At 52.9% G+C, this 24,047-nt stretch carries 17 protein-coding genes and 1 tRNA gene; 8 read left to right on the top strand and 10 right to left on the bottom strand.

Features of this window, described 5'->3' with window-relative positions; genetic code table 11:
- The first annotated feature begins 15 nt into the window (after positions 1-15).
- On the top strand, positions 16-714 hold the full coding sequence (locus tag ABWV33_RS13610; protein WP_353331456.1) for a winged helix-turn-helix transcriptional regulator: 699 nt from the start codon (positions 16-18) through the stop codon (positions 712-714).
- A gap of 397 nt (positions 715-1,111) precedes the next feature.
- On the opposite strand, the gene ABWV33_RS13605 is transcribed toward ABWV33_RS13610, so the two are convergent.
- The 5 genes from ABWV33_RS13605 to ABWV33_RS13585 form a co-directional block, all read right to left on the bottom strand.
- Positions 1,112-2,980 (bottom strand): FAD-dependent monooxygenase, encoded by a 1,869-nt coding sequence (locus ABWV33_RS13605; RefSeq protein ID WP_353331454.1) that lies wholly within the window; start codon positions 2,978-2,980, stop codon positions 1,112-1,114.
- 322 nt (positions 2,981-3,302) lie between these two features.
- Positions 3,303-4,595 (bottom strand): chromate efflux transporter, encoded by a 1,293-nt coding sequence (gene chrA, locus ABWV33_RS13600; protein WP_353331452.1) that lies wholly within the window; start codon positions 4,593-4,595, stop codon positions 3,303-3,305.
- A 3-nt stretch (positions 4,596-4,598) separates the two neighbouring features.
- Positions 4,599-5,417 (bottom strand): chromate resistance protein ChrB domain-containing protein, encoded by an 819-nt coding sequence (locus tag ABWV33_RS13595; protein ID WP_353331450.1) that lies wholly within the window; start codon positions 5,415-5,417, stop codon positions 4,599-4,601.
- Between the two features lie 382 nt (positions 5,418-5,799).
- Complete coding sequence (locus ABWV33_RS13590) at positions 5,800-5,985, bottom strand: DUF1289 domain-containing protein (RefSeq protein ID WP_353331511.1); 186 nt, start codon at positions 5,983-5,985, stop codon at positions 5,800-5,802.
- A 409-nt stretch (positions 5,986-6,394) separates the two neighbouring features.
- Complete coding sequence (locus ABWV33_RS13585) at positions 6,395-8,089, bottom strand: adenylate/guanylate cyclase domain-containing protein (protein WP_353331448.1); 1,695 nt, start codon at positions 8,087-8,089, stop codon at positions 6,395-6,397.
- Positions 8,090-8,611: 522 nt separating this feature from the next.
- On the opposite strand from ABWV33_RS13585, the gene ABWV33_RS13580 reads away from it, so the two are divergent.
- Positions 8,612-10,252: a sulfatase-like hydrolase/transferase gene (locus ABWV33_RS13580; protein ID WP_353331446.1), complete on the top strand. Its 1,641-nt coding sequence runs from the start codon at positions 8,612-8,614 to the stop codon at positions 10,250-10,252.
- A gap of 793 nt (positions 10,253-11,045) precedes the next feature.
- Here ABWV33_RS13580 and ABWV33_RS13575 read toward each other — a convergent pair.
- From ABWV33_RS13575 to ABWV33_RS13565, 3 genes are all read right to left on the bottom strand, one after another.
- Positions 11,046-13,223, bottom strand: coding sequence for a xanthine dehydrogenase family protein molybdopterin-binding subunit (locus ABWV33_RS13575; RefSeq protein WP_353331444.1), 2,178 nt, complete (start codon positions 13,221-13,223; stop codon positions 11,046-11,048).
- A 5-nt stretch (positions 13,224-13,228) separates the two neighbouring features.
- Positions 13,229-13,693, bottom strand: a complete 465-nt coding sequence (locus ABWV33_RS13570; RefSeq protein WP_353331442.1) for a (2Fe-2S)-binding protein — start codon at positions 13,691-13,693, stop codon at positions 13,229-13,231.
- Between the two features lie 162 nt (positions 13,694-13,855).
- Positions 13,856-14,677 (bottom strand): SDR family oxidoreductase, encoded by an 822-nt coding sequence (locus ABWV33_RS13565; RefSeq protein ID WP_353331440.1) that lies wholly within the window; start codon positions 14,675-14,677, stop codon positions 13,856-13,858.
- Positions 14,678-14,840: 163 nt separating this feature from the next.
- Here ABWV33_RS13565 and ABWV33_RS13560 point away from each other — a divergent pair, with 163 nt between their 5' ends.
- From ABWV33_RS13560 to ABWV33_RS13540, 5 genes are all read left to right on the top strand, one after another.
- Positions 14,841-15,737: an AraC family transcriptional regulator gene (locus ABWV33_RS13560; RefSeq protein ID WP_353331438.1), complete on the top strand. Its 897-nt coding sequence runs from the start codon at positions 14,841-14,843 to the stop codon at positions 15,735-15,737.
- A gap of 407 nt (positions 15,738-16,144) precedes the next feature.
- Positions 16,145-17,776, top strand: a complete 1,632-nt coding sequence (locus ABWV33_RS13555) for an arylsulfatase (RefSeq protein WP_353331436.1) — start codon at positions 16,145-16,147, stop codon at positions 17,774-17,776.
- Between the two features lie 624 nt (positions 17,777-18,400).
- Complete coding sequence (locus ABWV33_RS13550; RefSeq protein ID WP_353331435.1) at positions 18,401-18,940, top strand: dihydrofolate reductase family protein; 540 nt, start codon at positions 18,401-18,403, stop codon at positions 18,938-18,940.
- A complete protein-coding gene (locus ABWV33_RS13545) occupies positions 18,937-19,506 on the top strand; it encodes a TetR/AcrR family transcriptional regulator (protein WP_353331433.1) in 570 nt (189 codons plus the stop codon). Before ABWV33_RS13550 ends, ABWV33_RS13545 begins: the two co-directional genes overlap by 4 nt.
- Before the next feature lie 3 nt (positions 19,507-19,509).
- The gene (locus ABWV33_RS13540; RefSeq protein ID WP_353331431.1) at positions 19,510-21,762 is read left to right on the top strand and encodes an ATP-binding cassette domain-containing protein; all 2,253 of its coding nucleotides are present in this window, start codon (positions 19,510-19,512) and stop codon (positions 21,760-21,762) included.
- 303 nt (positions 21,763-22,065) lie between these two features.
- Here the strand turns inward: ABWV33_RS13540 and ABWV33_RS13535 are convergent, their stop codons facing one another.
- Together ABWV33_RS13535 and ABWV33_RS13530 are read right to left on the bottom strand one after the other, a co-directional pair.
- Complete coding sequence (locus ABWV33_RS13535) at positions 22,066-22,593, bottom strand: hypothetical protein (RefSeq protein ID WP_353331429.1); 528 nt, start codon at positions 22,591-22,593, stop codon at positions 22,066-22,068.
- A gap of 268 nt (positions 22,594-22,861) precedes the next feature.
- Complete coding sequence (locus ABWV33_RS13530; protein WP_353331427.1) at positions 22,862-23,014, bottom strand: hypothetical protein; 153 nt, start codon at positions 23,012-23,014, stop codon at positions 22,862-22,864.
- 778 nt (positions 23,015-23,792) lie between these two features.
- On the opposite strand from ABWV33_RS13530, the gene ABWV33_RS13525 reads away from it, so the two are divergent.
- Positions 23,793-23,879: transfer RNA gene (locus tag ABWV33_RS13525), tRNA-Leu, on the top strand.
- Positions 23,880-24,047: the final 168 nt, after the last annotated feature.

Raw genomic sequence — 24,047 nt, 5'->3', positions numbered from 1 at the left:
GGACAGGAGTGTAACATGAGCAAAAGACCCTATGGCATGATTTGCCCGATCACTCTGGCATGCGACTTGTTGGAGCCGCGGTGGACAATACCAATCCTAACGGAAATGTGGTCTGGGTCTCGCCGCTTCAATGATATTCGCCGCGGTGTCGGCAGTATTTCCACGGCCCTTCTTTCTAAACGCCTTAAGGAAATGCAGGAGACGGGTCTGATCAAAAGGGTCAAAGACAGCGCGAACGGTGACGTCAACTATTTCAGAACTGAAATGGCGATAGAGTTGGAACCGGCCCTTAATTCTTTAGCTGTTTGGGCGCAACGTCACGTCGATGCAAGAATAGCAGTATGTGACACAAAGCTGCCAGTCCTGATGTGGAAACTGCGACGCGCAGTGGTCGTCGAACGGCTCCCGCAGCGGCGGTTGACTATTAGATTTCAATTCAGCGACCCAAATTTGGAATTCGATACCTATTGGCTTCTGGTGCGCCCTGGCAGTGACAACGAGCTTTGCACAGAAGTTCCAGGAATTGATGTTGATCTCTTTGTCGAAACATCATTGGCTTCACTGACGAGTATCCTGTTGGCTCGCTCAAGCGTTTCGAAGGAAGTAAGTCGCGGGCAACTTTACGTTAGCGGTGATGCAACATTGGCCAAGACAATGGACAAATGGCTCCCCCAATCCAGCTATGGCGATATAGATGGTATCGCCACAAGCTGATCCAAAGCCGCCATTTGCGCAGCCGCAGCGAAGGGCGGTTTTGTCCCGCATAGCTGCCATCTGGCCAACAACAATTCTGCGCAATCTGTCGAACGGCTGCTTCGGAGAAGCTGCGATGCAGCACTTGGACATCTGGCCAAGGTCCGGTTGGGGCCGTCCGCGTGACTTTGCAAAGTATACTAACTGCGCAAAGCGGCCATCCCCTGCGGGTGGCTGCTCCCAGCTCTAAGCGGACATGATTGATCTACCCGCCGGGTGAACACCCGACTTTTGCGGCGATAATCACAAAGGCCTACCAAGCGGACAAAGTGAGCTTTCCCTGCTTTTTCACCAACGGCTGGTTTGGCACGGGTAGCGTAGGTTTCAAAAAGCTTGCCACCCCGACCCTGGGTACGTCTTACGCATCGCCCACAGTTAGCAAAACTTTTGCAAAATAGTCGCTAACATTGGTCAACCCATCGAACGGTGCAACCAGAGACACGTGCTGATCGGGGCGCACGACAACGACCACCCCTTTGGTACGGTTGATGCCACGCAAATCGTAGATGTTGGTTCCTTGTTGAATTGCGCAAAACACCTTCTCGTAATCAGTGAGGCCCATCGTTCCTTTGAAGGGTCTTAATACAAACGGAAGCTCAGAGAAGTCCATGTTTCGGTATGGCACTTGAAAAACTGCGCGTACATCTATGACCGCATCTGCATCCCGACTTCTAGGTGTTACTCGCTCAATTAGGCTTGCCAAGCCCGCGCATAACTTGCTGATCGGGCCGCCGTGAATTCCAGTATCCAACGCCGGGGCAAACGCGATGATCCGCCAACGCCCGTCCGCCACTAGAGTATGGCCAAGCTCCATGAATTTTGCATCGGCCAACCTTATAACCGGCGCAGAATGGAAGCGCTTGCCTGTTGGATAGCCCGTCGCGAGCGCTTGAGTGGAGTCATTGGCTGTGATCAGCGACGGATCATAGCATGTCTCGACCCCAGCGGTATAGCGACCGTGTTTCTTGAAGTAGGTTTGGAAATGCGCAGCTTCTTCTTTGGACTTTGGCTTCTCACTGAACAGACGCGCCATATCTCGATCAAAATCAATAAGTTCCTGAGCCTTGGTTTGTCGTTCTGACGAGTAGGTATCAAGCAATTCTGTCGGAGACTGCCCACGTAAAACGGCTGCGAGCTTCCAGCCTAAATTAAACGCATCGGCCATTGAGACATTCATGCCTTGACCCGCTTTTGGGCTGTGGGTGTGGCACGCGTCACCGGCAATAAAGACGCGCGGTTCGGCCACACCACCCACGTCTTGTGATACGTCGTCGAAACTATCGCAAACACGTTGTCCAATTTCATAAGCCGACCACCAAGCGACCTGAGCAGCTTCAAATTGAAATGGGCTCAGGATTTTGCGAGCTTTGTCGACCAATTGGTCCGCAGTAACTCCGCGATCCGCCGCACGCTCGTTCTCCTTCAAAGCATCAAGTTCAATGTAAAGACGCACCATGTATCCGCCCTCGCGCGGGATAATCAGGATACTGCCTTGGTCAACTGATTGGATTGCGCATTTCAAGCGAATGTCTGGGAAACTGGTGCGTGGCAAGACATCCATGACCCCCCAAAGCTGCCGCGCTGATGCCCCTTTCAGCTCCAAGCCCATTCCGGAGCGAACTTTGCTGCGTGCGCCATCACAACCGACAAGATACTTCGCGCGAATGGTCTCGGGTCCTCCGTCTGCGGCCAGACATTTGAACGTGGCTTCAATCGGATAGGCCTGCGTATCGTCGCGCGTAAAAGAAACGAGTTCTCGATCATAGTCTGGGATCAGACGACTTGGTGAATTGGCCATAACTTCAAGATAGAAGTCATGGATACGAGCCTGACTTAGAATGATGTGTGGCATTTCCGAAAGATCATCTTCGACGTCTTGGGTGCGGTCTGCGCGAGAAAGAGGCACACCATCCGGTCCCGGTCGCCAGAAGCTGACTTCGTTTACGTGGTAGCCCTCTTTGATCACCCTCTCCGAGAAACCAAAAGCTTTGAACATCTCCATTGAGCGGCACGCGATACCATCTGCCTGCCCAACCTCCAGGGGGCCTGATTTGCGCTCAAGAATACGCACCTTGAGATCATCCAAGGCACTCAATTGGGCCGCAAGGGTCAGCCCGGCGGGGCCACACCCAACGATAAGAACATCTACTTCATCGTCTGCTTTCCTGTCGTTTGCTTTAGCAATTGACGGATCGCCTGCTCGGAAGCCCTCTAGGTGATACTGCAAGCCAAACTCCCTTCCCACCAGATACAGCCAGATTGTACTACACCTAGATGGATGTGAAGCATGACGATAATTGTAGATACAAGATGTTTTCGGATTGTACTTTGTGCGACGCAGGTTCCAGTATCTGGCGTCAGCGCAAAGCTTCTTTCGCGCGTTGGTCAGCGATCCGTGGACCGTGCAGCATCAGGCAAAATGGGCTCATGGCAGTCATCTGACAAGTTCAGTCAGATAAGTCGAGGGTTTTGCGAATTGGACGGCGGCTATGCGGACAAGGCGCCACTTTGCTGCTCTCAAATCAAAGTCCGGAATTGCGTCAACCACATCAGAGTAGTAACCGCAATGCTGCGCCCAGAACCGAAGCGGCGATTAGGAGGCGGATGATGTCCCAGTGAAATCGGAAGGCCAGAAAACTACTGAGACCAAACAGAAGCAAAGCGAGCCACTCTATAGTGGCAAGATTCGGCAGCCACAGTGTGACGATCCCCCACCTTTCGTGGGTCACGGTGCCGAACAGCACATGCAGGGCGAACCAAACCGAGAGGTTGAGAATGACCCCCACGACCGCCGCCGTAATCGCCTTTAACGCGCTCTGCAACCTTGGCTGGTTTGAGATCCATTCGATGTATGGGGCACCGGCGAAGATCCACAGAAAACATGGTACGAAAGTAACCCAAAGCGCGACGACGGCAGCCATCACACCAAGCAAAAGGCCTGCTTCCTTGAAGCCCGCGAGGAAACCTACGAACTGTGTCACGAGGATCAGCGGGCCGGGTGTAGTTTCGGCCAAACCCAAGGCATCAATCATCTCGCCTGCGGTCAACCAGCCGAACTGCACCACTACGTCTTGCGCCAAATAGGCAAGAACGGCGTAGGCACCGCCAAACGTTACGACAGCGAGGGTGCTAAAGAACGTCCCTACCTTAACAAGCAAATCAGGCGCGCCCAACCAGGTCAGTGCCACCAACGGAAGCAACCAGATGGCAAGCCAGAGTACGATTGTACCCGCTGTCTTCTGAGCCGAAACATGGGTCATATCGACCGTGTCGCGCTCGGACTGCGTGGGGACGGTGATCAAGCCATAGAAACCCGCCATCAAGACGATCAGCGGGTATGGGATTGTGAGGAAGAATATCCCAACAAAAGCAGCACCCGCGATGACCCAATGCTGCCTTTGGTTGAGGGCCTTCTTAGAAACGCGTAGCAACGCCTCAATAACGATCACCAGGACAGCGGCCTTGATCCCATAAAACAGCGCTTCGACAAGTGGTACATTCCCGAAGATGCTGTAAATCGCGGCGAGCGTCATAATAATAACCGCTCCGGGGATGACAAAAAGCAATCCAGCAATCAGACCACCAATCGTGCCATGCAGCCGCCAACCGGCATATGTCGCGAGTTGCATAGCTTCAGGGCCGGGCAGAAGCATGCAAAAGCTCAATGCATTGAGGAACTGTTGCTCGGACAACCACTTGCGGTCATCAACTACCTCCTTGTGCATCAGCGCGATTTGCGCAGCAGGCCCACCGAAAGAAAGGATGCCGATTTTCCACCACACGCGCGTCGCGTCGGCAAGAGACGGTATCAAGTCCAGCTCGACGCTATTCGTATTACTCATGACTTAGCCCTTTGCCGAAGCGGCAGGCCAATCATGCCTTTCATTCGTCGCGTCGCGCGCCCATCGGTAGAATGCATCGTACAACAGCATACCCGCCTCAAGTTGCTCCAAATCATTGCGAAACATGCGCGACAGCCCCAAAGATGCTGCCAGCAGGCCAGCAGTCTCTGGCGCTAGATCATGTCGGTTGGTGTCAGCACCTCGCACGATTGCAGCGAGTTTTGTCAGTGCGTCATGTCCAATACCGAACTCTTCGACCATCGTATCAAAAGTGCAGGTCTCTCCACGATGGCTCCAATAGACGTCTTCAATATCAAAGGGGGTCGCGCCGAAACGCTCTGCCACATTGGTCACTTGTGAGGCTGCAACAAACAGAATCTGGGCCTTTGGGTCAATGAAACGGCGAATGAGCCACGGACAGGCGATCCTGTCGATTTTTGGCCGATGGCGCGTCACCCACACCGTGCGTCCTGACGTGTCCAGCGGCGGAAGTTTTTCCGTCATGACCATTGGGAGTTTCGCATCTCTCCATGCGAATTGCCCGCCTTCAAGAACTTCGGCCTGCACCCCCGATGCGCGTAGCTGAGCCGCTACACCCTGACTGATCTTAAGACCCTTTTGACAATAGACTATCACCGAACGCGTCTGAAGCTCATCAACAAGATCGAGGACATCTTTGAAGGGGTGGCGAAATGCGCCAGGTATAAACCTTGGGTCATCGTCGAAATCTTCATCAATGCGCACATCAAGAAGCACAGGGCAGTCGGGGGTCCCGATTAGGCGGGCCAAAGTAGGTACGGAAATTTCATTATAAGACGCCATAGAGTATCCTCCTCGGAAGGTGTGAGAATTGGAAGGATGCAAGATTGAGCTGGCGCCTCACGGGGTTCTTGCGCACCCCTGTACTATTTACCTAAGTGCCATCGCCTTTGGTGTCAAACCCAAGAGCAGCCATTGGCGACGATGCAGAAGAAATGCACTTCGGGCTCGAAGCGGTCCTTAGTTGCGATGAGCATGAAGGGCCGGTATGGGCCGTTCGCTGAACTTTGCAAACTCCGCTTTCTGCGCAAAGCGGCTATCTCCTGCGGATGGCTGCTACCAGCCCAAAGCTGTCGTTCGTCTACCATCTATGATGTTGCCTGACCTAGGCGTAAAGAAACTTAATCCGGGAGCTTTGCGAAGTCTGATGACAGCCTTATTCTAGCTAAGGTGGTGTTTGGATCATTTTAGTCATGCGACGATTCAGTTCCTTCTCAATGATATTTGCCTCGTAAGGTTTCATTTTTTTCCACCTTAAGCATTCCTCCCGAGTGCGGGCACAGCCAAGACACCAGCCACTCGGGCCAGTAAACTCACAAACATCGATGCAGGGACTTTTGCGTTTTTTCATAGTTGTGAATTTATCGTGAGGGATCGGGAGGTCAATAATTGCATTGACAGCTGTCGCTCCAAGAGATGGCATTGGTTTGGACTTAAGCAGTTGGATGATCACACTTTCGCCTTTCTTACCTCGGAGTATGGTCTGGCGCTGCCGGATCTGCGGACTACAGCAGTCAGCCCCAAGCAGCCCTTGATACATCCTGCAGAGAAGGGCATTTGCGAGCCGCATTTTACAGGATACTGCAACGCGGGTGCTCTGTCAGGGATCGTTTAATCAGACATTCGTTAAGTGAAGGCTTTGTGGCCAAGCGCGTTACAAAGCGTTCATTAGGTTAGCACTAGGGCCGCCCGATTGCTTTCTCTGATATGAAAAGCGGCCACTATGAATTCTGCAGAAAGGATCGTGGATATACGGCAGGTCATTCATCTCCCTCAGGCATGCCGGCAAGTCGCAGCCCTTCATAGTATCGGCGGGTGCCGGGGGTATCGGCGAAAGCGTTGCGCTTCCAGCCCATCTGGATTGTGTCGCCCGGATTGATCCGCTCATTTTCCCGTTGAGCCTCATAGGCCTCCTCCATCCGTCCAAGGTGGGCGGCGGCTGAGGCAATGACCCGATGCAAGGTCGAGAACTCCGTCGTGAGTTCGAGGCCGCGCTTCGCCTCCAGGATTGCCTCCTCGTCCTCGCCAGACTGGAGCAACGCAAAAGACAGCCCGGCTGCCGCTGCTGCAACGAACGGGCTAAATCGGTTTGTGCGGTCATTTTGACGAAAACAATCAATTGCTGGCTCTGGTTCGCCCATCCAAGCATACCCCCAGCCGCTGAACAAAACGACCTCGATGGTGAACGGGGCCCGTCGCAGCGCCGAACGGATCGCTCGCCGCAAAACGGTTACGTCGCCGGCACGCCGGAACATGCCAATTCCAAGCGCGAGTTCGATCATCGGTGATGCTTTGACATGTGCGCTGGCTTCGGCCATCCACTGTCCGAACCGTTCGCCATAGAGCTCGGTCAGGTCCGCATAGCCGATGCTGCTTGCCGCAAAATAATAGACAATTGCGTCCGAATAAGCCTCTGTAAACGAGGGATCCTTCTCGATGGCGGCAGTAAGGCACTCCAACGCGCTCGACATCGCGTCCCAATCGACGAGCTCAACACTCATCAAACCTGAGACATAGCATTCCTCCGCGGACATCTCGTCCAACGTCTTGCCTGCCAACCGCGCACGCTCGTGGTCAAGAAGTGCTGTCAGAGTTTCCGACGCAACCTCGCTACCAATTTCGTCCTGCCAATCGAAACTGTCGACTAGGCTGCCGTCGTATTTCCCGGTCCATAGTTGTGCACCGTCCGGAGCCAACACCCGTACCTCCAATCGCAGCCGGTCGCCGCGAGCCCTTAGGGCTGTCTCAAGCACATTGGCATTTGGAGACGGGTCCTGCTGAACCGAGGATTTCAACCATCGCGCACCGCCAAGAAAATCGGCAAAGTCAGCTGTTAAGGCGCTGGCGAGTTCACTGATTTCCTCTCGCGCGTCCGAAGAAGAAACAGGAAGGACCGCAAGTTGCGGAAACCCAGTTCGAGAGGACCGTGCATTCCCTGACACACGATCTGCCGAAACTGATGTGCTCTTACCTCGGCCCCAAACCTGAATGGGCCGCGCAATATTCTTGAGCTCCTGGGTGCCTAGATCATCGAACGAAGGCTGTAATGTTCCATCAAGACTGCCAAACACGGCATCCGAAATCGCCACCGCCCCGGGATCAGCCAATGCTTCGAGCCGGGAGGCTACATTGACCCCATCGCCGAAGACATCCTCATCCTCATGCACAATGTCGCCAATGTGGATTCCGATCCTCAATCGGATCTTATCTTGCCCAGCTACTCGGTCCTGCACCTGCATGGCGCACGTCACGGCATCTACGCTGGATCCAAATTCGACGAGCCAACCGTCACCCATCGACTTGACGACTTTTCCCCGATGCCCCGCCACCGTCGGGCTAAAAACCTCTGACCGCAACGATCGGAGCGCTGTCAATGTTCCTTCCTGATCGGCCCCCATCATGGCCGAATAGCCGACAATGTCAGCGGCAAGGATGGCAGCTAAGTGGCGCGTCATTTCGATCTCCCAAGATCAACGCACTCTAACAAAGCATAACTGCGCGTCCAATAGTCATCGCGCAAACGCCGGAAATGTCACTTGGCACAAGGAATCGAAATGGCGCAAGTCGCAAGTAGACCCAATGTCGGTTTTCGAAACCTGGGCCAAGTACAAGCGCTTTCGCTGGGCGTAAAAAAGTTCGCTCAGCCAAAACTTAAACAAACTTTGCAAAGGTCACTATCTGCGCAAAGCTGCCACTCGATCATTTCGGCCAGCGTGGGTTGGTTGGGGAAAACCTTCAGATGACCGCAGTCAGCCCAAAGCGGACATGGTCGATCTGCGCGTAGGGCAGGAATTCAACCCTCGCTGTGATGTGCCTGAATGGCAGCTTTTCGGTCTAAAGAATTTCTAGGCTTAAATCTGAGTTTAAACAAAGATATGCTTTTTAATGGTAGAACGGTATGATTTTCATGGACGGATCAAATCAACGCACGCTGCTAAACGTAAGCTATTATGATAACATAGAAAAAGGAATTGCGCATGAAACGATCAATGGTGATTGCCGCCTCGCTCTTGCTGGGGACGTCAGTCTTGGCAGAAGGCGACGGCATTGTCCGCGACGGAGAGTACCGCTACCTCGAGGCTCAATTGGGCGACCAATGGGCGGCTCAGGACAAAGACATAGACGCCAAGCTCGCCGAAATCCGTGATACAAATGGCGGCAAACCGCCAAACATAGTCTATGTTCTGATAGATGACGTCAGCTTTGGTATCCTTGGAAACAGGGCAATGAACTATGTGACCGGGATCAATACACCCAACATCAATGACTTTGCCGACGAGGGCATGAGCTTGATGCGGATGTACACTGAACCATCCTGTACCCCGACCCGCACCGCCATGCTGACAGGGCGACACCCGGTACGTGCAGGGCAGGAAGAGGTCAAGGTCGCCCTTGTTGGCGAGGGACTGGCCGCCGAAGAGGTCACGATTGCTGAAATCCTAAAGGAGGTTGGTTATAACACCGCCCACGTCGGCAAGTGGCACCAAGGCGACATCGAACAGTCTTTTCCACACAACCAAGGCTTTGACTGGGCCGCATTCCCAGTTCACCAGCAGGTACAGCTGTCGCTCATGACCCAAGATGCGATGAAAGCTAACAACATGATTGGGTTTGACCCTTCGGGTGAAACCAATCCATTCGCAATCGACCAACGGTTCCGGCCGTATGGTCTTGTGACCGGCTTGGAAGCTGAAGCCGGCAAGCAGGCGCGCGAAGTGCATATGGAAGCGGGTGAAGTCTGGACACAGGCCAAGTATCACGAGATGAACGTGCGTTATCAGGCACAGGCGATTGAACAAATCAACAGCCTGGCGGCTAAAGACGAGCCCTTCTTTATGCAATACTGGCCGCTGTACCCACTGAATTTTGTCTATGACCAAGAGCAGCAGAAATCACGTAACGGCGGTTACATGGCTGAAAAGATGGAGTTGCTGGACGAATGGCTGGGCGAGTTTTTTACCGCCATCGACAACACCGACAAGGCAGACAACACGATTGTCGTACTCATGTCAGACAACGGCATCTTCAATTACTACTCGCCCAACTCGGGTATGATGGAGTTGATCTATCGTGGGGGTAAAACCCAGCACCTTGAAGGTGGCGTGCGCACGGATGCCTTTGTGCGCTGGCCCGGTGTTATTCCGGCAGGCAGTGCGGCGGGGGACATCGTTCACGTTTCCGACCTGTTCACCACATTTGCGCGCGTTGCAGGTGGCATGGACTATATTCCACGGGATCGGGTGATTGATGGTGTGGACCAAACTGCGCTGTTGATCGAAGGCGAAGGCAATTCGCGTCGCGACTATGTGTATGTCTATGAAGGCCCTCTGCTGCGCTCGATTGTAAAGCAGGATATCAAAATGCACATGCCCGCACCGGGATTGCCGGGGGCAGCTGCTCCGGTCTTCAACCTGTTGCGTGACCCGCGTGAGATGAACCCGATCATCGGCATCGCCTTGTGGGCCGGTGCATCGTTTCAGGACATGACCAAGCGCCACACGAACATGATTGCAAAGTATCCTCATTTGCCGATTGGCAAAGGCGTGCCTTATGGAGGGATCGAGAACTTGCGCCCGGAAAGCATCGAGACCCGAGAGGTTTTCGATAGTTGGCACTAATACTTGTATGGCTCGTTCAAAACTGGATGGGCCATTCTACCAAAATGTGCAGTTTCGAAAGTCAGTTTCGGCGAAAGGCGGGTTGAAAATTGCAGTATCGTTTCATTTTTACCTATTGGGGCGTTGTACGGCCAGTGGCTTCATTTCCGCAAACTTTCCAGAGTGGTTGCAAATAGCGAAACAATAAAAACTAAGCTTCTTGTGAGCAGGCGTTCACGACAAATGCCACCGAGCTCCGATTTGGGCCAGGACTGTGTGAAAACTCCTGACGCTCGGCTCGCCCTGCCAAAAACGGGCCTTAGTTGCGTTTTGTCGCGCAGTTGGCGAAGCGTTTCCACAGGTGTATAAAACGAACGCGCCAAGAGAAGTCACTGAGCTGAGTTTTCAAACAGACTCGGCCGTACGCTGCGCTTTGCAAAGTTCACTATCTGCGCATTGCTGCCGCTCGATCCGCCCCGCCAGTGTGAGTTGGCTGGCGGAACTGTCAGGCGTCCGCTCGCAGCCCAAAGCGGACACCAACATGGAACTCCGCGCTATCAATGCCGCAGTTGCTAGTCTTAAGTGTCAGCCTCCTGAAAGCGGTCATTCAATTGGTATAAACCTCTACCTACTTCGCTGCATTAAACCCAATCGGTGCAAAGCATCCCTTCTTTCTTTTTGAAGATGAATGTGGCTGTAGGCAATTCCATTGACCTTGTCAAAAACGGTTATCGACGTTTGCCCACAGATGGGAAAAGTGAAACGAAAACTTAGAGGAGGTCGCAGCACAGTTGGTTGCTGTGCTGCGAAAATACTATGCGAATGAAACTCCATTTGCGCTCATAGGCAATTCCGCAACAAGAAGATCAAGCTGCGCTATTGCGTTGGCCAATGCTGGTGCAGAAGGTGGGGTGCCAGGTTCTCCGATACCGCTAGGGGCTTCGGCAGATGCCACAATATGCGTTTCAATCGCCTTGATGTCAGAGATCCTTAGCGGCTCATAATCTGGGAAGTTGGACTGTTCTACCGCTCCGCCATCTAGGGTGATTTGGTCACGCATGGCGTGCCCAATGCCGTAGCCTATGGCTCCTTCAATTTGGGCTTTGACTACATCGGGGTTTACAGCGATGCCACAATCGACGGCAGCGGTGACTTTTTCGATTTGGATACCATCCGCCAAGTTTCCAGAAATTTCCACCACTTCTGCCACATAAGACCCAAAGGACTTGTGCACGGCAATGCCTTGCACATTTCCTGCCGCTGGTTTGCCCCAGTTTCCCTTTTCCGCTGCCAGTTTCAAAACCGCTGCTTTGCGAGCTTGGTCAGCCTCACCTGCAAGATATTTCAGCCTAAACGCTACGGGATCTTGCCCAACTGTTCTGGCAGCCAGATCCATCATGACTTCCATCACATAGGCCGTATGGGTGTGACCAACCGAACGCCACCAAAGCACCGACGTCGCTTTTTCTGTATCCGTCAAACCAAGCGCCATGCCTGGAATAGCGTAAGGGCTGTCAGCGATGCCTTCGACCGTTGAGTGGTCAACACCGTCATGCACAGCAAAAGCCTCAAAGGCGGTGCCCTTCATGATCGACTGCCCAGCCACTTGATGCTCCCAACCAATGATATTGCCTGCGCCATCCAAACCCACACGTACTTTGTGACCCGCCGATGGCCGGTAATAGCCGCCACGGATGTCATCCTCACGATCCCAAACCAGCTTCACCGGGCGGGACCGGTCCGTCAGAACAAAGGCCAACCCGGCTTCGACCTGGTAGTCCGCATCCGGCGTTGCGCGGCGACCAAAAGAACCACCTGCTAACATCGTTTTGATGTGGATCTTTTCCGCCGGAAGGCCAAAGATCTGCTGATAGGCCATATGCGGCCCCGTCGGCATCTGTGCGCCATCATGCAGCACAATGTCGCCCCCTGCGGTCTGCTCAATAGTGCAATTTAGCGGCTCCATTGGGGCATGTGCCAAAAGCGGAAAATAGAACTCCTTTTCAATCATCGTGGCCGCACCGTCGACCATGGATTTCACCGCTGCTCGATCCGCCTTGTTGACGTTATAGGTCGGTGCAGTTCCAAGGGCTGCCAGAACCTCGTCCTTGATCTCCTGCGAGGACCGCGTTTCTGCCGCAGCGAGATCCCATTCGACCTCCAGCGCTTCACGCGCCTGCATTGCGGCCCAGGTGTTTTCTGCATAGACAGCGACGCCGTGTTTGGTCGGCAGAGCCTGCGCCATGATGAAACCTTTGACGCCTTTTGCGGCGCTGTCGTCAAAGCTTGCCACGAGACCACCACGTTGCGGTGTACGTTTGATCATCACAACCATTTGGTTGTCCAAATGCACATCCATGGCAAATTTGGCCGTGCCATTTACCTTGATGGGGCTGTCTTTCCGTTTGGTGTTTGGGTTGCCAATGATCTTCCACTCTGAAGGTTCGCGCAATCGCGGGCTTTCAGAGGGTGCAATGCCAGCGGCAGTGGCAACAAAAGCCCCCAGAGGTGCAGAATGACCAGCACCAGAGATCACCCCTGCCTGAATATCCAGGGCCGAAGCCTCCACGCCCCATTCCTTTGCCGCCGCCTTGATCAGCATTTCACGGGCATTGGCACCAGCCGTGCGATACTGCATCCAGGAATTCGCCATGGCCGTTGAACCGCCAGTGCCCTGGAACGGCCCAAACAGCGTGTTGTTGTAGACTTCTGGGTTGGAGGGGGCGAATTCATAGCCAATTTGATCCATCGTCACACCGAGCTCTTCGGCGATGAGTGACGTTAGACCAGTGGCCGGGCCTTGTCCTTTCTCAAAGTGCTTTACGATAGCAATGACAGATCCATTGCTGTCGATTTTAACAAATGGGTTCAACATAGCATCTGCTGAACCGGATGCCGCGCTGACGCCTTTAGAGGTTGCTCCGACGTAGAGGACAGCGGTGGCTGCGGCTGCGGTTTTCAAAAAATTACGGCGCGATGTATTGATCGTCATCTGTTTTAAGCCTCCAGAATATCAGCTGCACGGAGAACACCCGCGCGAATGCGCTGGTAGGTGGCACAACGGCAGGCATTGCCATGCATATAGTCGTCTACCTCCTGCGCGGTTGGGGTCGCGTTTTCACGCAGTAGCCCCACTGCACTCATGATCTGGCCAGACTGACAGTAGCCACATTGAACCACATCCAATTCCAACCAGGCCTTTTGGACCGCAGCACCGATCCTATCCTCTTCCATCTTTTCAATGGTGGTGACTTCTGCATCTTCAACGTCTTCAATGAAGGTCTGGCAAGAGCGGACAGGCTCGCCATCCAAATGCACCGTGCAGGCTCCGCAAGAGGCCACACCGCATCCGAATTTGGTACCAGTTAGTTTTAATTCATCCCGAATAACCCACAAGAGTGGCGTGCCCGGTTCGGCGTCAACGGTATGTGTCTCACCGTTTAGTTTGAGTGATATTGCCATGGCTTTTAGGACTCCCTGTTGGCTATTTTTTCGAGGTTATATTTTTTGTTCGCATTCAGATCTTGCAGAGCTTGTTGTGCAGGTGCCTGGACCACGTCAGATGAAAGAGCTGGAACAGCTAATGCGGCCAACGCATCGTGCCAGCCCGTTCTTCGGCCCTGATTACAGACCAAGCTGCGCCTTCATGCCGCTTATGAACGCGGCGTCGTCCAAGGCCTTGCGATTATCGAGCAATTCAACCGCATCTACGCCAGCGCGGTAGCGTAGGGTCGTACTTCCATCAGTCACCGCCTGATAAATAACTTCAGCAACGACGATAGGTTGCGACGCACGGGATGCCATTTCTTCGCTGCCCCAAGCTCCGAATAGGGCCTGAACAACAGGTTGGTATTCTGTCATTGCTTCATCATTGATAAAATCAAATGAACGCCCGCCAAAGTCAGTTGCAATCATGCCCGGTTGTACAATTTTAACTTTGATGCCCGCAGCCTCCAGTTCAAAATGCAATGCTTCTGAAATACCTTCGACCGCAAACTTTGTCCCATGGTAGAGCGCCCCCAAGGGAAAGGTCATCTGGCCGCCAATTGAAGAGACGTTGACGATTGTGCCCGAACCCTGTGATCGCATGTGCCGCAATACTGCCTTGGTCGTTTCCAATAAGCCAATCACGTTTGTGTCGAACTGACGGCGGATCCGATCCATTGGAAAGGCTTCCAAGGGACCATAAGCCCCGTAGCCTGCATTGTTGAGCAAAACGTCGATCTTGCCAAACTTAGCAATTCCGGCGGCGACAGCTGCGTTGATCGTCTCGGGGTCGGTCACATCCAGATGGGTGACGAGTACATTCTCGTTTCCAACAAGATCGTCTTCCTTGTCAGGAGCACGCATCGTGGCAACTACATTCCACCCGCGCGAGGCAAAGAGTTTCGCAGTTTCCTTGCCAATGCCGGAAGATGCGCCTGTGATCAAAATGGTCAGGGACATGAAGACAACTCCTGTTTTTGCCTGTCTTTAATTTAGCATTGCCCAGCCCAGTTCCATTGCCTGATCCTCCAAATGGTCTGCCTAATTCTCCAGTTCTTGCGGCTTTGACGTTCACCGCACCGCGATCATGACCTATGATTTTCTGGAACAGGGAGGCTCTCACATGGTACTCGACGATCTGGCTCGGGATGTTTTTCAGCACGTGGTATCCCAAGAAGCCCTGGGAACTGGCTGCGAAACCGATATTCAAGGGCTCTATGCAATCGGCAATCTCGAGAAGACAGATTGTTCCGCTGCATTTTATGAGCCGATCATGTGCCTAGTGTTGCAGGGGGCAAAAGAGGCCTATGCCCGTGGGCGAGTCATCCAATATGCCGCCGGGGATACCTTGATCGTGAGTCACGCAGTCCCGGTTGATGCTGCGGTCATTCAGGCCAGCCCTCAGGCACCCTACACAGCCCTGGCCTTGCGGCTAGACTTGGATTTGCTACGCAGCATGTCTGCTGAATTTCAGGGGCTTGAGGACGTTGATAGTGGCAATATGCATTCGCTAAACGCCGCAGCGTCTGACGCCGCACTCATTGATGCCGTGGGCAGATTGTTTCGCCTGTCCTTTGATCCGGTTGAGACTGAGGCACTGGCACCGCTGGTGCTAAAGGAAATCCACTTTCGACTTCTGCGGGCAAGTCATGGTACAATGCTGCGTCAATTGCTCAAGCAAGACAGCCCGGCAAGTCGTATATCCAAAACCATCACCACACTGCGCAATAACTACAAAAGCAATATCTTGGTTGCCGACCTTGCGGCTGCATCTGGTATGAGCCTATCGGCCTTTCATGAGCACTTCAAATCGGTCACGTCCACCACACCTCTACAGTATCAAAAGGATTTGCGTCTGCTGGAGGCGCGGCAACTTCTCATTTCTGGAACCAAGTCCGTGGCTGCAACGGCTTACCACGTGGGCTATGAAAGCCCGACACAGTTTAGCCGTGAGTATTCTCGAAAATTTGGAATGTCCCCAAGCGGTCAGAAGTCGGAAACATTTGCTCTTTCCAAATAGTTGCAAATACTATTTCTGCTTTCTAACTGAAAACTTCCAACTAGGATTAGATGCTCGACGTGAGCACAACAAATGCCCATTTTGTCGGTCTGCAACTTTTTCCAGTGGCCGCTTTTCACGCAGCATCGCAACGGTTTCAGACAGTGCTGTCAGTAAGATTTCCAGACTTTGCAAAGTTCGCTTTCTGCCCATTGCTGCCGCTCGATCCGCCTCGCCAGTGTGAGTTGGCTGGCGGAACTGTCAGGCGTCCGCTCGCAGCCCAAAGCCGCCGTCGCACTCTTGAGTGAATTTGGCGAAAGCGGACACTCACACAACTGAGCTGGTCCCAGAGCGGGGTTGCAAAAATAACTGATTGCGTCGTTAATGAACTTATCTTTTGGCGAAAACCAAATTCCCGGAGTTTTCTGATGCAGCGTCTAATTCTCAATTCGTTTGTAGTATTGAGTTCGATCATGTTTTCAGGGATGGCCCAAGCGGGGGATCGGCCAAACATCCTTCTGGTGATGGCTGATGATCTCGGATGGAGCGATATTGGCTCCTACGGTGGAGAAATTGAAACCCCTCGTCTTGACGAATTGGCAGCGCAGGGAATGCTATTCACTGACTTTCACGCATCTGTATCCTGCTCTCCTACTCGTGCCATGTTGATGTCGGGGAATGACAATCATATCGCGGGACTTGGAACCATGAGCGAGATGCTTGTCGATAACCAACGCGGTCAGCCGGGATACGAGGGCTATTTAAACGATCGCGTCGCGGCGTTACCAGAAATTCTGCAGAGCGCAGGGTACAACACTTACATGGCCGGTAAATGGCATCTTGGCCACTCAGAAGACCGGCTTCCTTTCACCCGAGGATTCGATACAACCCTGACGATGCTTGTTGGAGGTGCCAGTCATTGGGCTGATAGGCTTGGTATATTACCGGAAGACGACCCTGCCAAATATGCGTCTAACGGGCAGTTTCTGGAAACACTTCCCACAGATTTTTATTCAAGTCGCAGCTATGCCGATTTTCTGATTAAATCAATTAGGGCCAATCGGGGCGACGGAAAACCGTTCTTTGGCTATCTGGCTTTTACCGCGCCACATGATCCCGTCCATGTGCCGGAACCGTGGATGTCGAAATACGACGGCTGGTACGACGAGGGATACGATGTCTTAAAGACCAAGCGCTGGACGGCATCCAAAGAGCTTGGCCTGATCCCGAATGATGCGCCTTTGCCGGGCCCTCAACCAATGACGACGCCATGGAAAGAACTGCAACTTTATGAGCGCCAAACCGAAGCGCGTGGCATGGAGGTCTATGCCGGGATGATAGATGCCATGGACTATCACTATGGCCGCGTCATTGATTTTCTGGAGGACATTGGTGAGCTGGAAAATACAATAATTGTGTTCCTTTCCGACAATGGATCCAACCCATTCTATTCTGTCGATTATCCGGGGGCGGATGAACCGGAATTCATTGCCCAGTTCGATCATAGTTACGAAAACCTTGGTCACCCAGGTTCAAACTATGCGTATGGTCCCGGATTTGCGGCCGCCTCAAGCGGAGCTCTTGGGCTTTACAAGCAAACTGTAGGCGAGGGTGGTATTCGCGTGCCCTTGATTATCGCGGGCCCGGGTATTTCAAAAGACCAAACGACAGGGGCGTTCGCCTATGTTTGGGACATCCTTCCTACGCTGCTGGACGCTGCTGGTGTAGATTATCCGGAGACTTTCAATGGCCGTCAGGTCGAACCTCCACGAGGCCGTTCGATGTTGCCGCTTTTGACCGGTGACGAAAACTCTCTGTATGGTCCCGATGAAATTGTTGCCGGAGAAATGGCAGGAGGCAAATGGGTTCGCAAAGGAGACTTCAAAGCGGTTTTGGTTCCGGCACCATATGGCGACGGGAGCTGGCACCTATTTGATCTCGTATCTGACCCGGGCGAAAGCATCGACCTTTCAGAAAAAATGCCAGAACTACTCCTTGAACTAACGACCGCGTGGGAAGCCTATTCTGAAGAAGTGGGCGTTGTTCCAGCTCAACTGTAACGCACCGCATTTATTTCACCCGAACGTATGAGTTTAGTGCGACTTTCCTGAGCACGGTTTTGCAAGTCACGCTGCGTGAGCTTCGACGTTTTGGGCTCTTCGTTGGCTTTCGCCGCGCTCAGGACTAAGTTCCGCTTCAGGTAAGCCGCTCTGGCTTTGCAAAGTCCACTTCCTGCGCAGTGCTGCCTTCTAGCCATCAAAAATGCCGCACCATGTGTCGAACGGCTGCTTTGGGAAAGCTGCAATGCAGCGCTTGCACATCTGGTCATCGGCAGGTTTGGGCCGTTCGTTAAGCTTTGCAAAGGTCGCTATCTGCGCATTGCTGACCTTGATCCTTGGCGCAGCATGGACGCCGAGTAGCTTCGAGTTTTGAATGGCCGCTTTCGGGAACCGTAGCATTTGCTCTCGCACTTGCGGCGAATGTCTGCAATCCGCCCATCTTGTCGGCAGGCAAGGGCCGCTTTGGGCTGCGAGCGGACGCCTGACAGTTCCGCCAGCCAACTCACACTGGCGGGGCGGATCGAGCGGCGGCAATGCGGGTTCCTCACCCGCCTGAACCATTGCACTTGTCAGCTCTGATGTATTTATTTATATGGCATATAATTAATTGCATCGGAGACCAGTATGCCAACCGGACACATTATGATGGCGACGAGCCTCGACGGGTTTGTCGCGAGACCGGATCACACTCTTGATTGGCTGGATAAGCAGCCGTCTGAGGGCGAGGACCACGGGTTTGACGCCTTTCAGGACAGCGTTGATGTGATCGTCATGGGGTCTGGCTCGTTCCGCACAGTGCTTGGATTTGGCGAATGGCCCTATGCAAAGCCGGTCGTCGTCTTGAGCCGGTCAATGACGCAAAACGATGTTCCCGATAGCATTCGGGGCAAAGTGGAAATCATGGCGCATGAACCTGCGGAGTTGATGGCAAACTTCACTGAACGCGGCTTTGAGCGCGTTTACGTTGATGGCGGCGCGGTCATCCAATCCTTCATGAAAGCGAAGCTGATCGCTGACATGAAGATCACGATTGTTCCAATTTTGATAGGCGCGGGTATTCGCATCTTCGACAATGCGGACTGCGACACGGACCTTGAGATGGTTTCAAGCGAGCAGTTTCCATCGGGGCTGGTTGACCTTGTCTACAAAGTCAAAGCCGCATGACGAAGGCGCAGGGTGCGGGACGTCCGCGTAAATCCGATTCAAAGCTGTCAAAGCAAAGCATCATTGCCGTCGCTCTGCCCATCGTGCAGCGAGACGGTGTAGACGCGCTTTCATTCCGCGCCCTTGCGAACCAGCTTGGTGTGACACCAATGGCTGTCACATACCATTCGGGTAGCAAAACCGAATTATTGGCTGATCTCATCGAGGCTGCGTTCGAAAACGCGCTCGGAGAGATTGACGGTCAGACAGCAACCGAACAGGCGCGATTGATTTTGACCCGTTACTGCACTTGCGCCTTGCGCAATGCTCACCTCCTGCGAGCAGTCCTAAGTGACACGTCACTTATGGGGCCAGCCCTACATCAGATAACAGAAACACTCAGCCAGAACACAAAGGTTCTCAATGATGGGGATGAAGGCGACGTGCTGCTGCATCTGCTTGTCGATTACAGCCATGGATTTGTTCTGTCTGCAACAGCGAGCGACGATAACCCACTGACCACCGATGACTTTCTGCATGGGCTTGATTGGGTCTTAGATCGCGCAGTGCCTACCAATAGGAAGTGACAAATGACTGATATTTCCATTCGTGGCGCACGCCAGAACAATCTCAAGAATGTCGATATCGACATCCCTCGCAATAAGATCGTGTTGTTTACGGGCGTGTCAGGCTCAGGAAAATCCTCACTGGTGTTCGAGACTATCAATGCGGAAGCACAGCGTCAGCTTTATGGCACGTTCTCAACCTTCGTGCAGGGCAAGCTACCTCGGATTCCGAAACCGGATGTCGACCTAATTGAAAACGTCTCGCCCGCCATTGTTCTGCAACAGAAACGCAACGTGGGTGGGTCGCGCTCGACGGTGGGGACGACCTCAGAGATTTACACCTATCTGCGTCTGTTGTTCTCTCGGGTCGGAGAACCTGTGATCGGGGCGTCCACCAATTTCTCATTCAATTCACCCGATGGCATGTGTCTGACCTGCAACGGATCCGGCCACACTATGCAGATTGAGTTGGACAAGATTATCGATTCGACGAAGTCATTGAACGGCGGCGCAATCCTGTTTTCTGAATTCTATGTCGATAGTATCTACTGGAAATTCTATGCGGGATCAGGACTGTTCGACAATGACATGCCGCTCGATCAATACCCGACAGACCTCTATCAAAAGCTCCTCTTCGGTGAGCCCGAGCTGATCACTCTGGGGAGTGACGGGGCTGGCTTGTCGGTCACCTATGAAGGCGTGATCACCAAAATCAATCGCCTCTATGTGAACAAGAACTTTGACGAATTGTCAGACCGCAAGCGCAAGACGATTGAGGCGCATATGGCGGTGCAAACTTGTGAAACGTGCAACGGCGCGCGGCTGAACCAAGCTGCCTTGGGCGTTACGATCTATGGCAAAAACATCGACACTGTGTCGCACTATGAGATTGATCAATTGATCGCATTTGTGAACGCGATTGATGATCCACGCGCCGAAATGGTGGTGGATCAAATTCGCAAAAAGTCAGAGCACTTGGCGGAAATTGGGCTGAGTTACCTTTCTCTTTCTCGTCAGTTGGGAACGCTGTCGGGCGGCGAAGCGCAGCGTGTCAAACTCGCCAATCAGCTTGGATCGAGCCTGACCGAAATGCTCTATATCATGGATGAACCAAGCACAGGGCTGCACGCCCGCGATGTGAGCCAGCTCAACAGCCTATTGCGCAAACTGCGGGATCGCGGAAACACTGTATTGGTTGTTGAACATGACGCTGATGTCATTGAAATCGCTGACCATGTGATTGATGTGGGACCACAGGCGGGAGGTCACGGTGGTCAGATCATGTTTGAGGGCAGTTATCAGGCGCTTTTGGCATCGGATTGCCTCACAGGGCGCGGCCTTACGGCCAAACCGAAGGTCAAAGAGACATTCCGCGTAGCTAAAGGGCATTTCCCCATTCGGGATGCCCGATCAAACAACCTCAAGGGCATCGACGTTGATATTCCCATGGGTGTCTTTGTCTGCGTCACAGGCGTAGCAGGATCGGGAAAAAGTTCGATCATCAACACTGAGTTATTGAAGCAGCAGCCCGAAGCGATCACGGTTGATCAGTCGGGTATAGGGCGGTCCAGTCGATCCAATGCGATGACCTATACCGGGGCGTTTGATGACATCCGCCGCGTATTCGCAAACGCCAACAGTGTTTCGGCCAAGCTGTTCAGTTTCAATTCCAAGGGTGCGTGTCCGCGCTGCAAAGGGTTGGGCTATACGGAAACCGAAATGGCGTTTCTTGATCCAGTCAAGACAACGTGCGAGGAATGCGAGGGTAAACGCTACAATCCCGAGACGCTGAGCCATCTCTACAAGGGTAGGTCCATCGCTGATGTGTTGGACCTTTCGGTAGAAGACGCGATCCCCGTGTTTGACGATCCGGATATCCGTCACAAGCTGGAACTGTTGCACCAGGTTGGTCTTGGATACTTGACCCTGGGCCAACCGCTCTCCACGCTGTCTGGTGGTGAATGTCAGCGTGTGAAGCTATCCAGTGAGTTGCACAAATCCGGGAACACCTATGTGCTTGATGAGCCAACAACGGGCCTGCATGTTACCGATGTCGCGAAGATCGTGGATATTATCGAGACGCTAACAGATCGAGGAAATTCCGTCGTCGTAATCGAGCACAACCTTGATGTCATCATGCAAGCCGATTGGATAATAGATATTGGGCCCGATGGTGGTCGCGACGGTGGAGAGCTGGTATTTGAAGGAACACCCAAACAGATGATTGCAGAAGGGCAGACTGCAACTTCGGAGTTCTTGAAACGATATGTTGGTTAGCAGACATTGGTAGAGTGACTGCTAATGACAGCATAGTCCCGCATAGCTAACCTTGGTACAACCTTCAGCGAAGGTCCGTAATCCGCCCGAGGTGAAGGACAGTCATGTGTGCTTTGGGCTGGAACTAGACCTTCCAAGCCTTCGATGGTTTGGTGCAACCTTCATTGGACATAGGCAACGACAGCTTGCCCAGAAAGCGATCTTGGCAAAGTTGTGAGAACAGTCCAAATCAGCCATTCTCCGAGCGTTAGAAATGCTGCAGGTGCCGTTCGCTTTGCTGACATTTGCGCAATCGCGTTCCAACTAAATGCTCATAGATGACCGAATAGCTTCGATCAAGCGTCGAAATTCCACATTATCTGAAGCACCCTTCCAGAAGTTTGCGAAACGGCAGACAACTTGAAGGTTGCCTGGTGCATAATGTCCACTACTGTCGATGCGATCCAAAGAAGCGAACATCGCAGGATCGCCGTTGACCTCATCCAGTTCCAGCGGGAGATTTGTTAATTCGCAGAAATACTCCTGTGCCCACACTAATTCCAGGATATAGTCCTGAAGAGCTGCTGCCGACGGAAAGCCAAGGTCCTTCTTTTTCACAACACGTTCAACCGTCTGACCATTTGCTGAACTGGTGGTGGCAACGGCGGTACGGGCCATGCGTTCTGCGGCATCAGCCGCTTCGAACAGCTCCGAAGCTCGTTGGTACGCAATCTTGTCTGCCTGCGACCCATACATGATCGGTGCGTACCCTTTCTTGGCGGTTTCGCTTCGTTTTGCCCAAAGTGGAGTATCGTGCCATTGGCTTAGGTCATCTCCGGCGATCAGTGCCAATGTATAGTCTCGGTACAAAGGGCTAAGAGACTATAGCGTAGCCTCAGTGGACAAGAAGTCTTTCGCCTTAGGGTGTAGTTCGTTCCACCTCAGTGGAACGTCCTTCTTTGACTTGTTTGACCAAGGCTCACAGAGCTTATGGCAAATTACGACGTCACGCCCTCGCTCGATGGGTTCCTGCTTAGTTTCGAAAGAAGGTGCGTCACTACGGGAGGTTGTCCACCAAAGTTCGTCCCCGTCCTTGGGAACCCAAATATCGCCTGCTGTCTCAACAACGGTAGTCATCAAGTTGAACCAGCGAGAAGCTGTTGCCTTGGTCGGTTTTTTTTCCTGCTGCAGTGGTGTCTTTGGCCATTCGAGTAGCAACATAACCCTCGCGGTCATTCGCTTCCCAAAACTTTTGGGCGTCGATGTCGTTCATAGTTGCGACTGTTCCACGCTCTCGACAAGTTGACCATTCGTAGTTCTGCCGGCCGAGATTTGCTACGTAGACTTTCATTTCGATTTATCACGCTCCATCCATTTTACAGCGGCAGTCTTGCTGAATCGGACGGCTGCTGTGAGAAGAATCGCCCAAAAGCAAAGATTTATCATACTCATTGTGGTGCGCTCATATTTGCGGAGCAGGAACGGCCCAAAGCTGCCATCAAACCTTTTCCTTTTGTGCTGCGGTGAAGCCCGTTATACTTGCCGCTCATCGACAACGCAGCAATCCTCAAGGCTGGGCTCGGTGCAGATTTTGAGGAAGATATCTCTCAGGCAGGTCCTGCGAAAATGTCCGGTGGGTACTACGGCTAAGGGCTGAAATCAGATTCGCCCCCTTGCTAGGGCGGATCAGCGGTCGCTTTGCGGAAACCCAGGCGCAAGCTGGGACTGGACAGGGCTGGGGGGAGTATGGACGAATGCAAGCTCGAGTGGATCGGTTGTGAGCAATATATCCTGTTGTTTCCACCTGGCTGATTGCATCAACGAGCAGCGTTCTCTGTGCACAGAGAACCTCTACATTTCGTTGTTTAGAGACAACCTTTTCCGGATTGTGTCGCTTGTTTCTCATATTTGATTATCCGGTTCTTAACTTTAAAAGCGGGCCATTTCGGTGGAGGAGGTTCAGAGGGGTAAGGAAATCAAGCTGATGTGTTATTTCTCTCTTCACATCCCAGAACAGAGCGTCTATACGCCCCTCACCAAGCCTAGATTGTGCGGTCGTGGCGGAATTGGTAGACGCGCAGCGTTGAGGTCGCTGTGGGGTAACACCCGTGGAAGTTCGAGTCTTCTCGACCGCACCATTATTAGATCGGCTTTACGTGGTGTAGATCTAATTCGCTCAAAGCAATAAAGAAAATCCCTACATCCTCTAGCTTGACGCCATGTGGCAAGAATGCGCAATGTTTCACGCATTTTCACGCATTTTCACGCATTGGACTGCACGTGGCCTCTTTTAGGAAGTGCAATAG

Origin of the sequence: Phaeobacter sp. NW0010-22 (genome assembly GCF_040365955.1) — a bacterium.
Classification (GTDB): domain Bacteria; phylum Pseudomonadota; class Alphaproteobacteria; order Rhodobacterales; family Rhodobacteraceae; genus OMPR01.
Note: the sequence above shows the minus strand (reverse complement) of the source record. Positions and strands in the feature narration are given on the sequence as shown.

Excerpts from the sequence above, each read along its gene's own strand:
- ABWV33_RS13610 (WP_353331456.1), top strand. The coding sequence starts at position 16 with ATGAGCAAAAGACCCTATGGCATGATTTGCCCGATCACTCTGGCATGC.
- chrA (WP_353331452.1), bottom strand. The coding sequence starts at position 4,595 with ATGAGTAATACGAATAGCGTCGAGCTGGACTTGATACCGTCTCTTGCC.
- ABWV33_RS13595 (WP_353331450.1), bottom strand. The coding sequence starts at position 5,417 with ATGGCGTCTTATAATGAAATTTCCGTACCTACTTTGGCCCGCCTAATC.
- ABWV33_RS13590 (WP_353331511.1), bottom strand. The coding sequence starts at position 5,985 with ATGAAAAAACGCAAAAGTCCCTGCATCGATGTTTGTGAGTTTACTGGC.
- ABWV33_RS13585 (WP_353331448.1), bottom strand. The coding sequence starts at position 8,089 with ATGACGCGCCACTTAGCTGCCATCCTTGCCGCTGACATTGTCGGCTAT.
- ABWV33_RS13580 (WP_353331446.1), top strand. The coding sequence starts at position 8,612 with ATGAAACGATCAATGGTGATTGCCGCCTCGCTCTTGCTGGGGACGTCA.
- ABWV33_RS13575 (WP_353331444.1), bottom strand. The coding sequence starts at position 13,223 with ATGACGATCAATACATCGCGCCGTAATTTTTTGAAAACCGCAGCCGCA.
- ABWV33_RS13570 (WP_353331442.1), bottom strand. The coding sequence starts at position 13,693 with ATGGCAATATCACTCAAACTAAACGGTGAGACACATACCGTTGACGCC.
- ABWV33_RS13565 (WP_353331440.1), bottom strand. The coding sequence starts at position 14,677 with ATGTCCCTGACCATTTTGATCACAGGCGCATCTTCCGGCATTGGCAAG.
- ABWV33_RS13560 (WP_353331438.1), top strand. The coding sequence starts at position 14,841 with ATGGTACTCGACGATCTGGCTCGGGATGTTTTTCAGCACGTGGTATCC.
- ABWV33_RS13555 (WP_353331436.1), top strand. The coding sequence starts at position 16,145 with ATGCAGCGTCTAATTCTCAATTCGTTTGTAGTATTGAGTTCGATCATG.
- ABWV33_RS13550 (WP_353331435.1), top strand. The coding sequence starts at position 18,401 with ATGCCAACCGGACACATTATGATGGCGACGAGCCTCGACGGGTTTGTC.
- ABWV33_RS13545 (WP_353331433.1), top strand. The coding sequence starts at position 18,937 with ATGACGAAGGCGCAGGGTGCGGGACGTCCGCGTAAATCCGATTCAAAG.
- ABWV33_RS13540 (WP_353331431.1), top strand. The coding sequence starts at position 19,510 with ATGACTGATATTTCCATTCGTGGCGCACGCCAGAACAATCTCAAGAAT.
- ABWV33_RS13530 (WP_353331427.1), bottom strand. The coding sequence starts at position 23,014 with ATGAACGACATCGACGCCCAAAAGTTTTGGGAAGCGAATGACCGCGAG.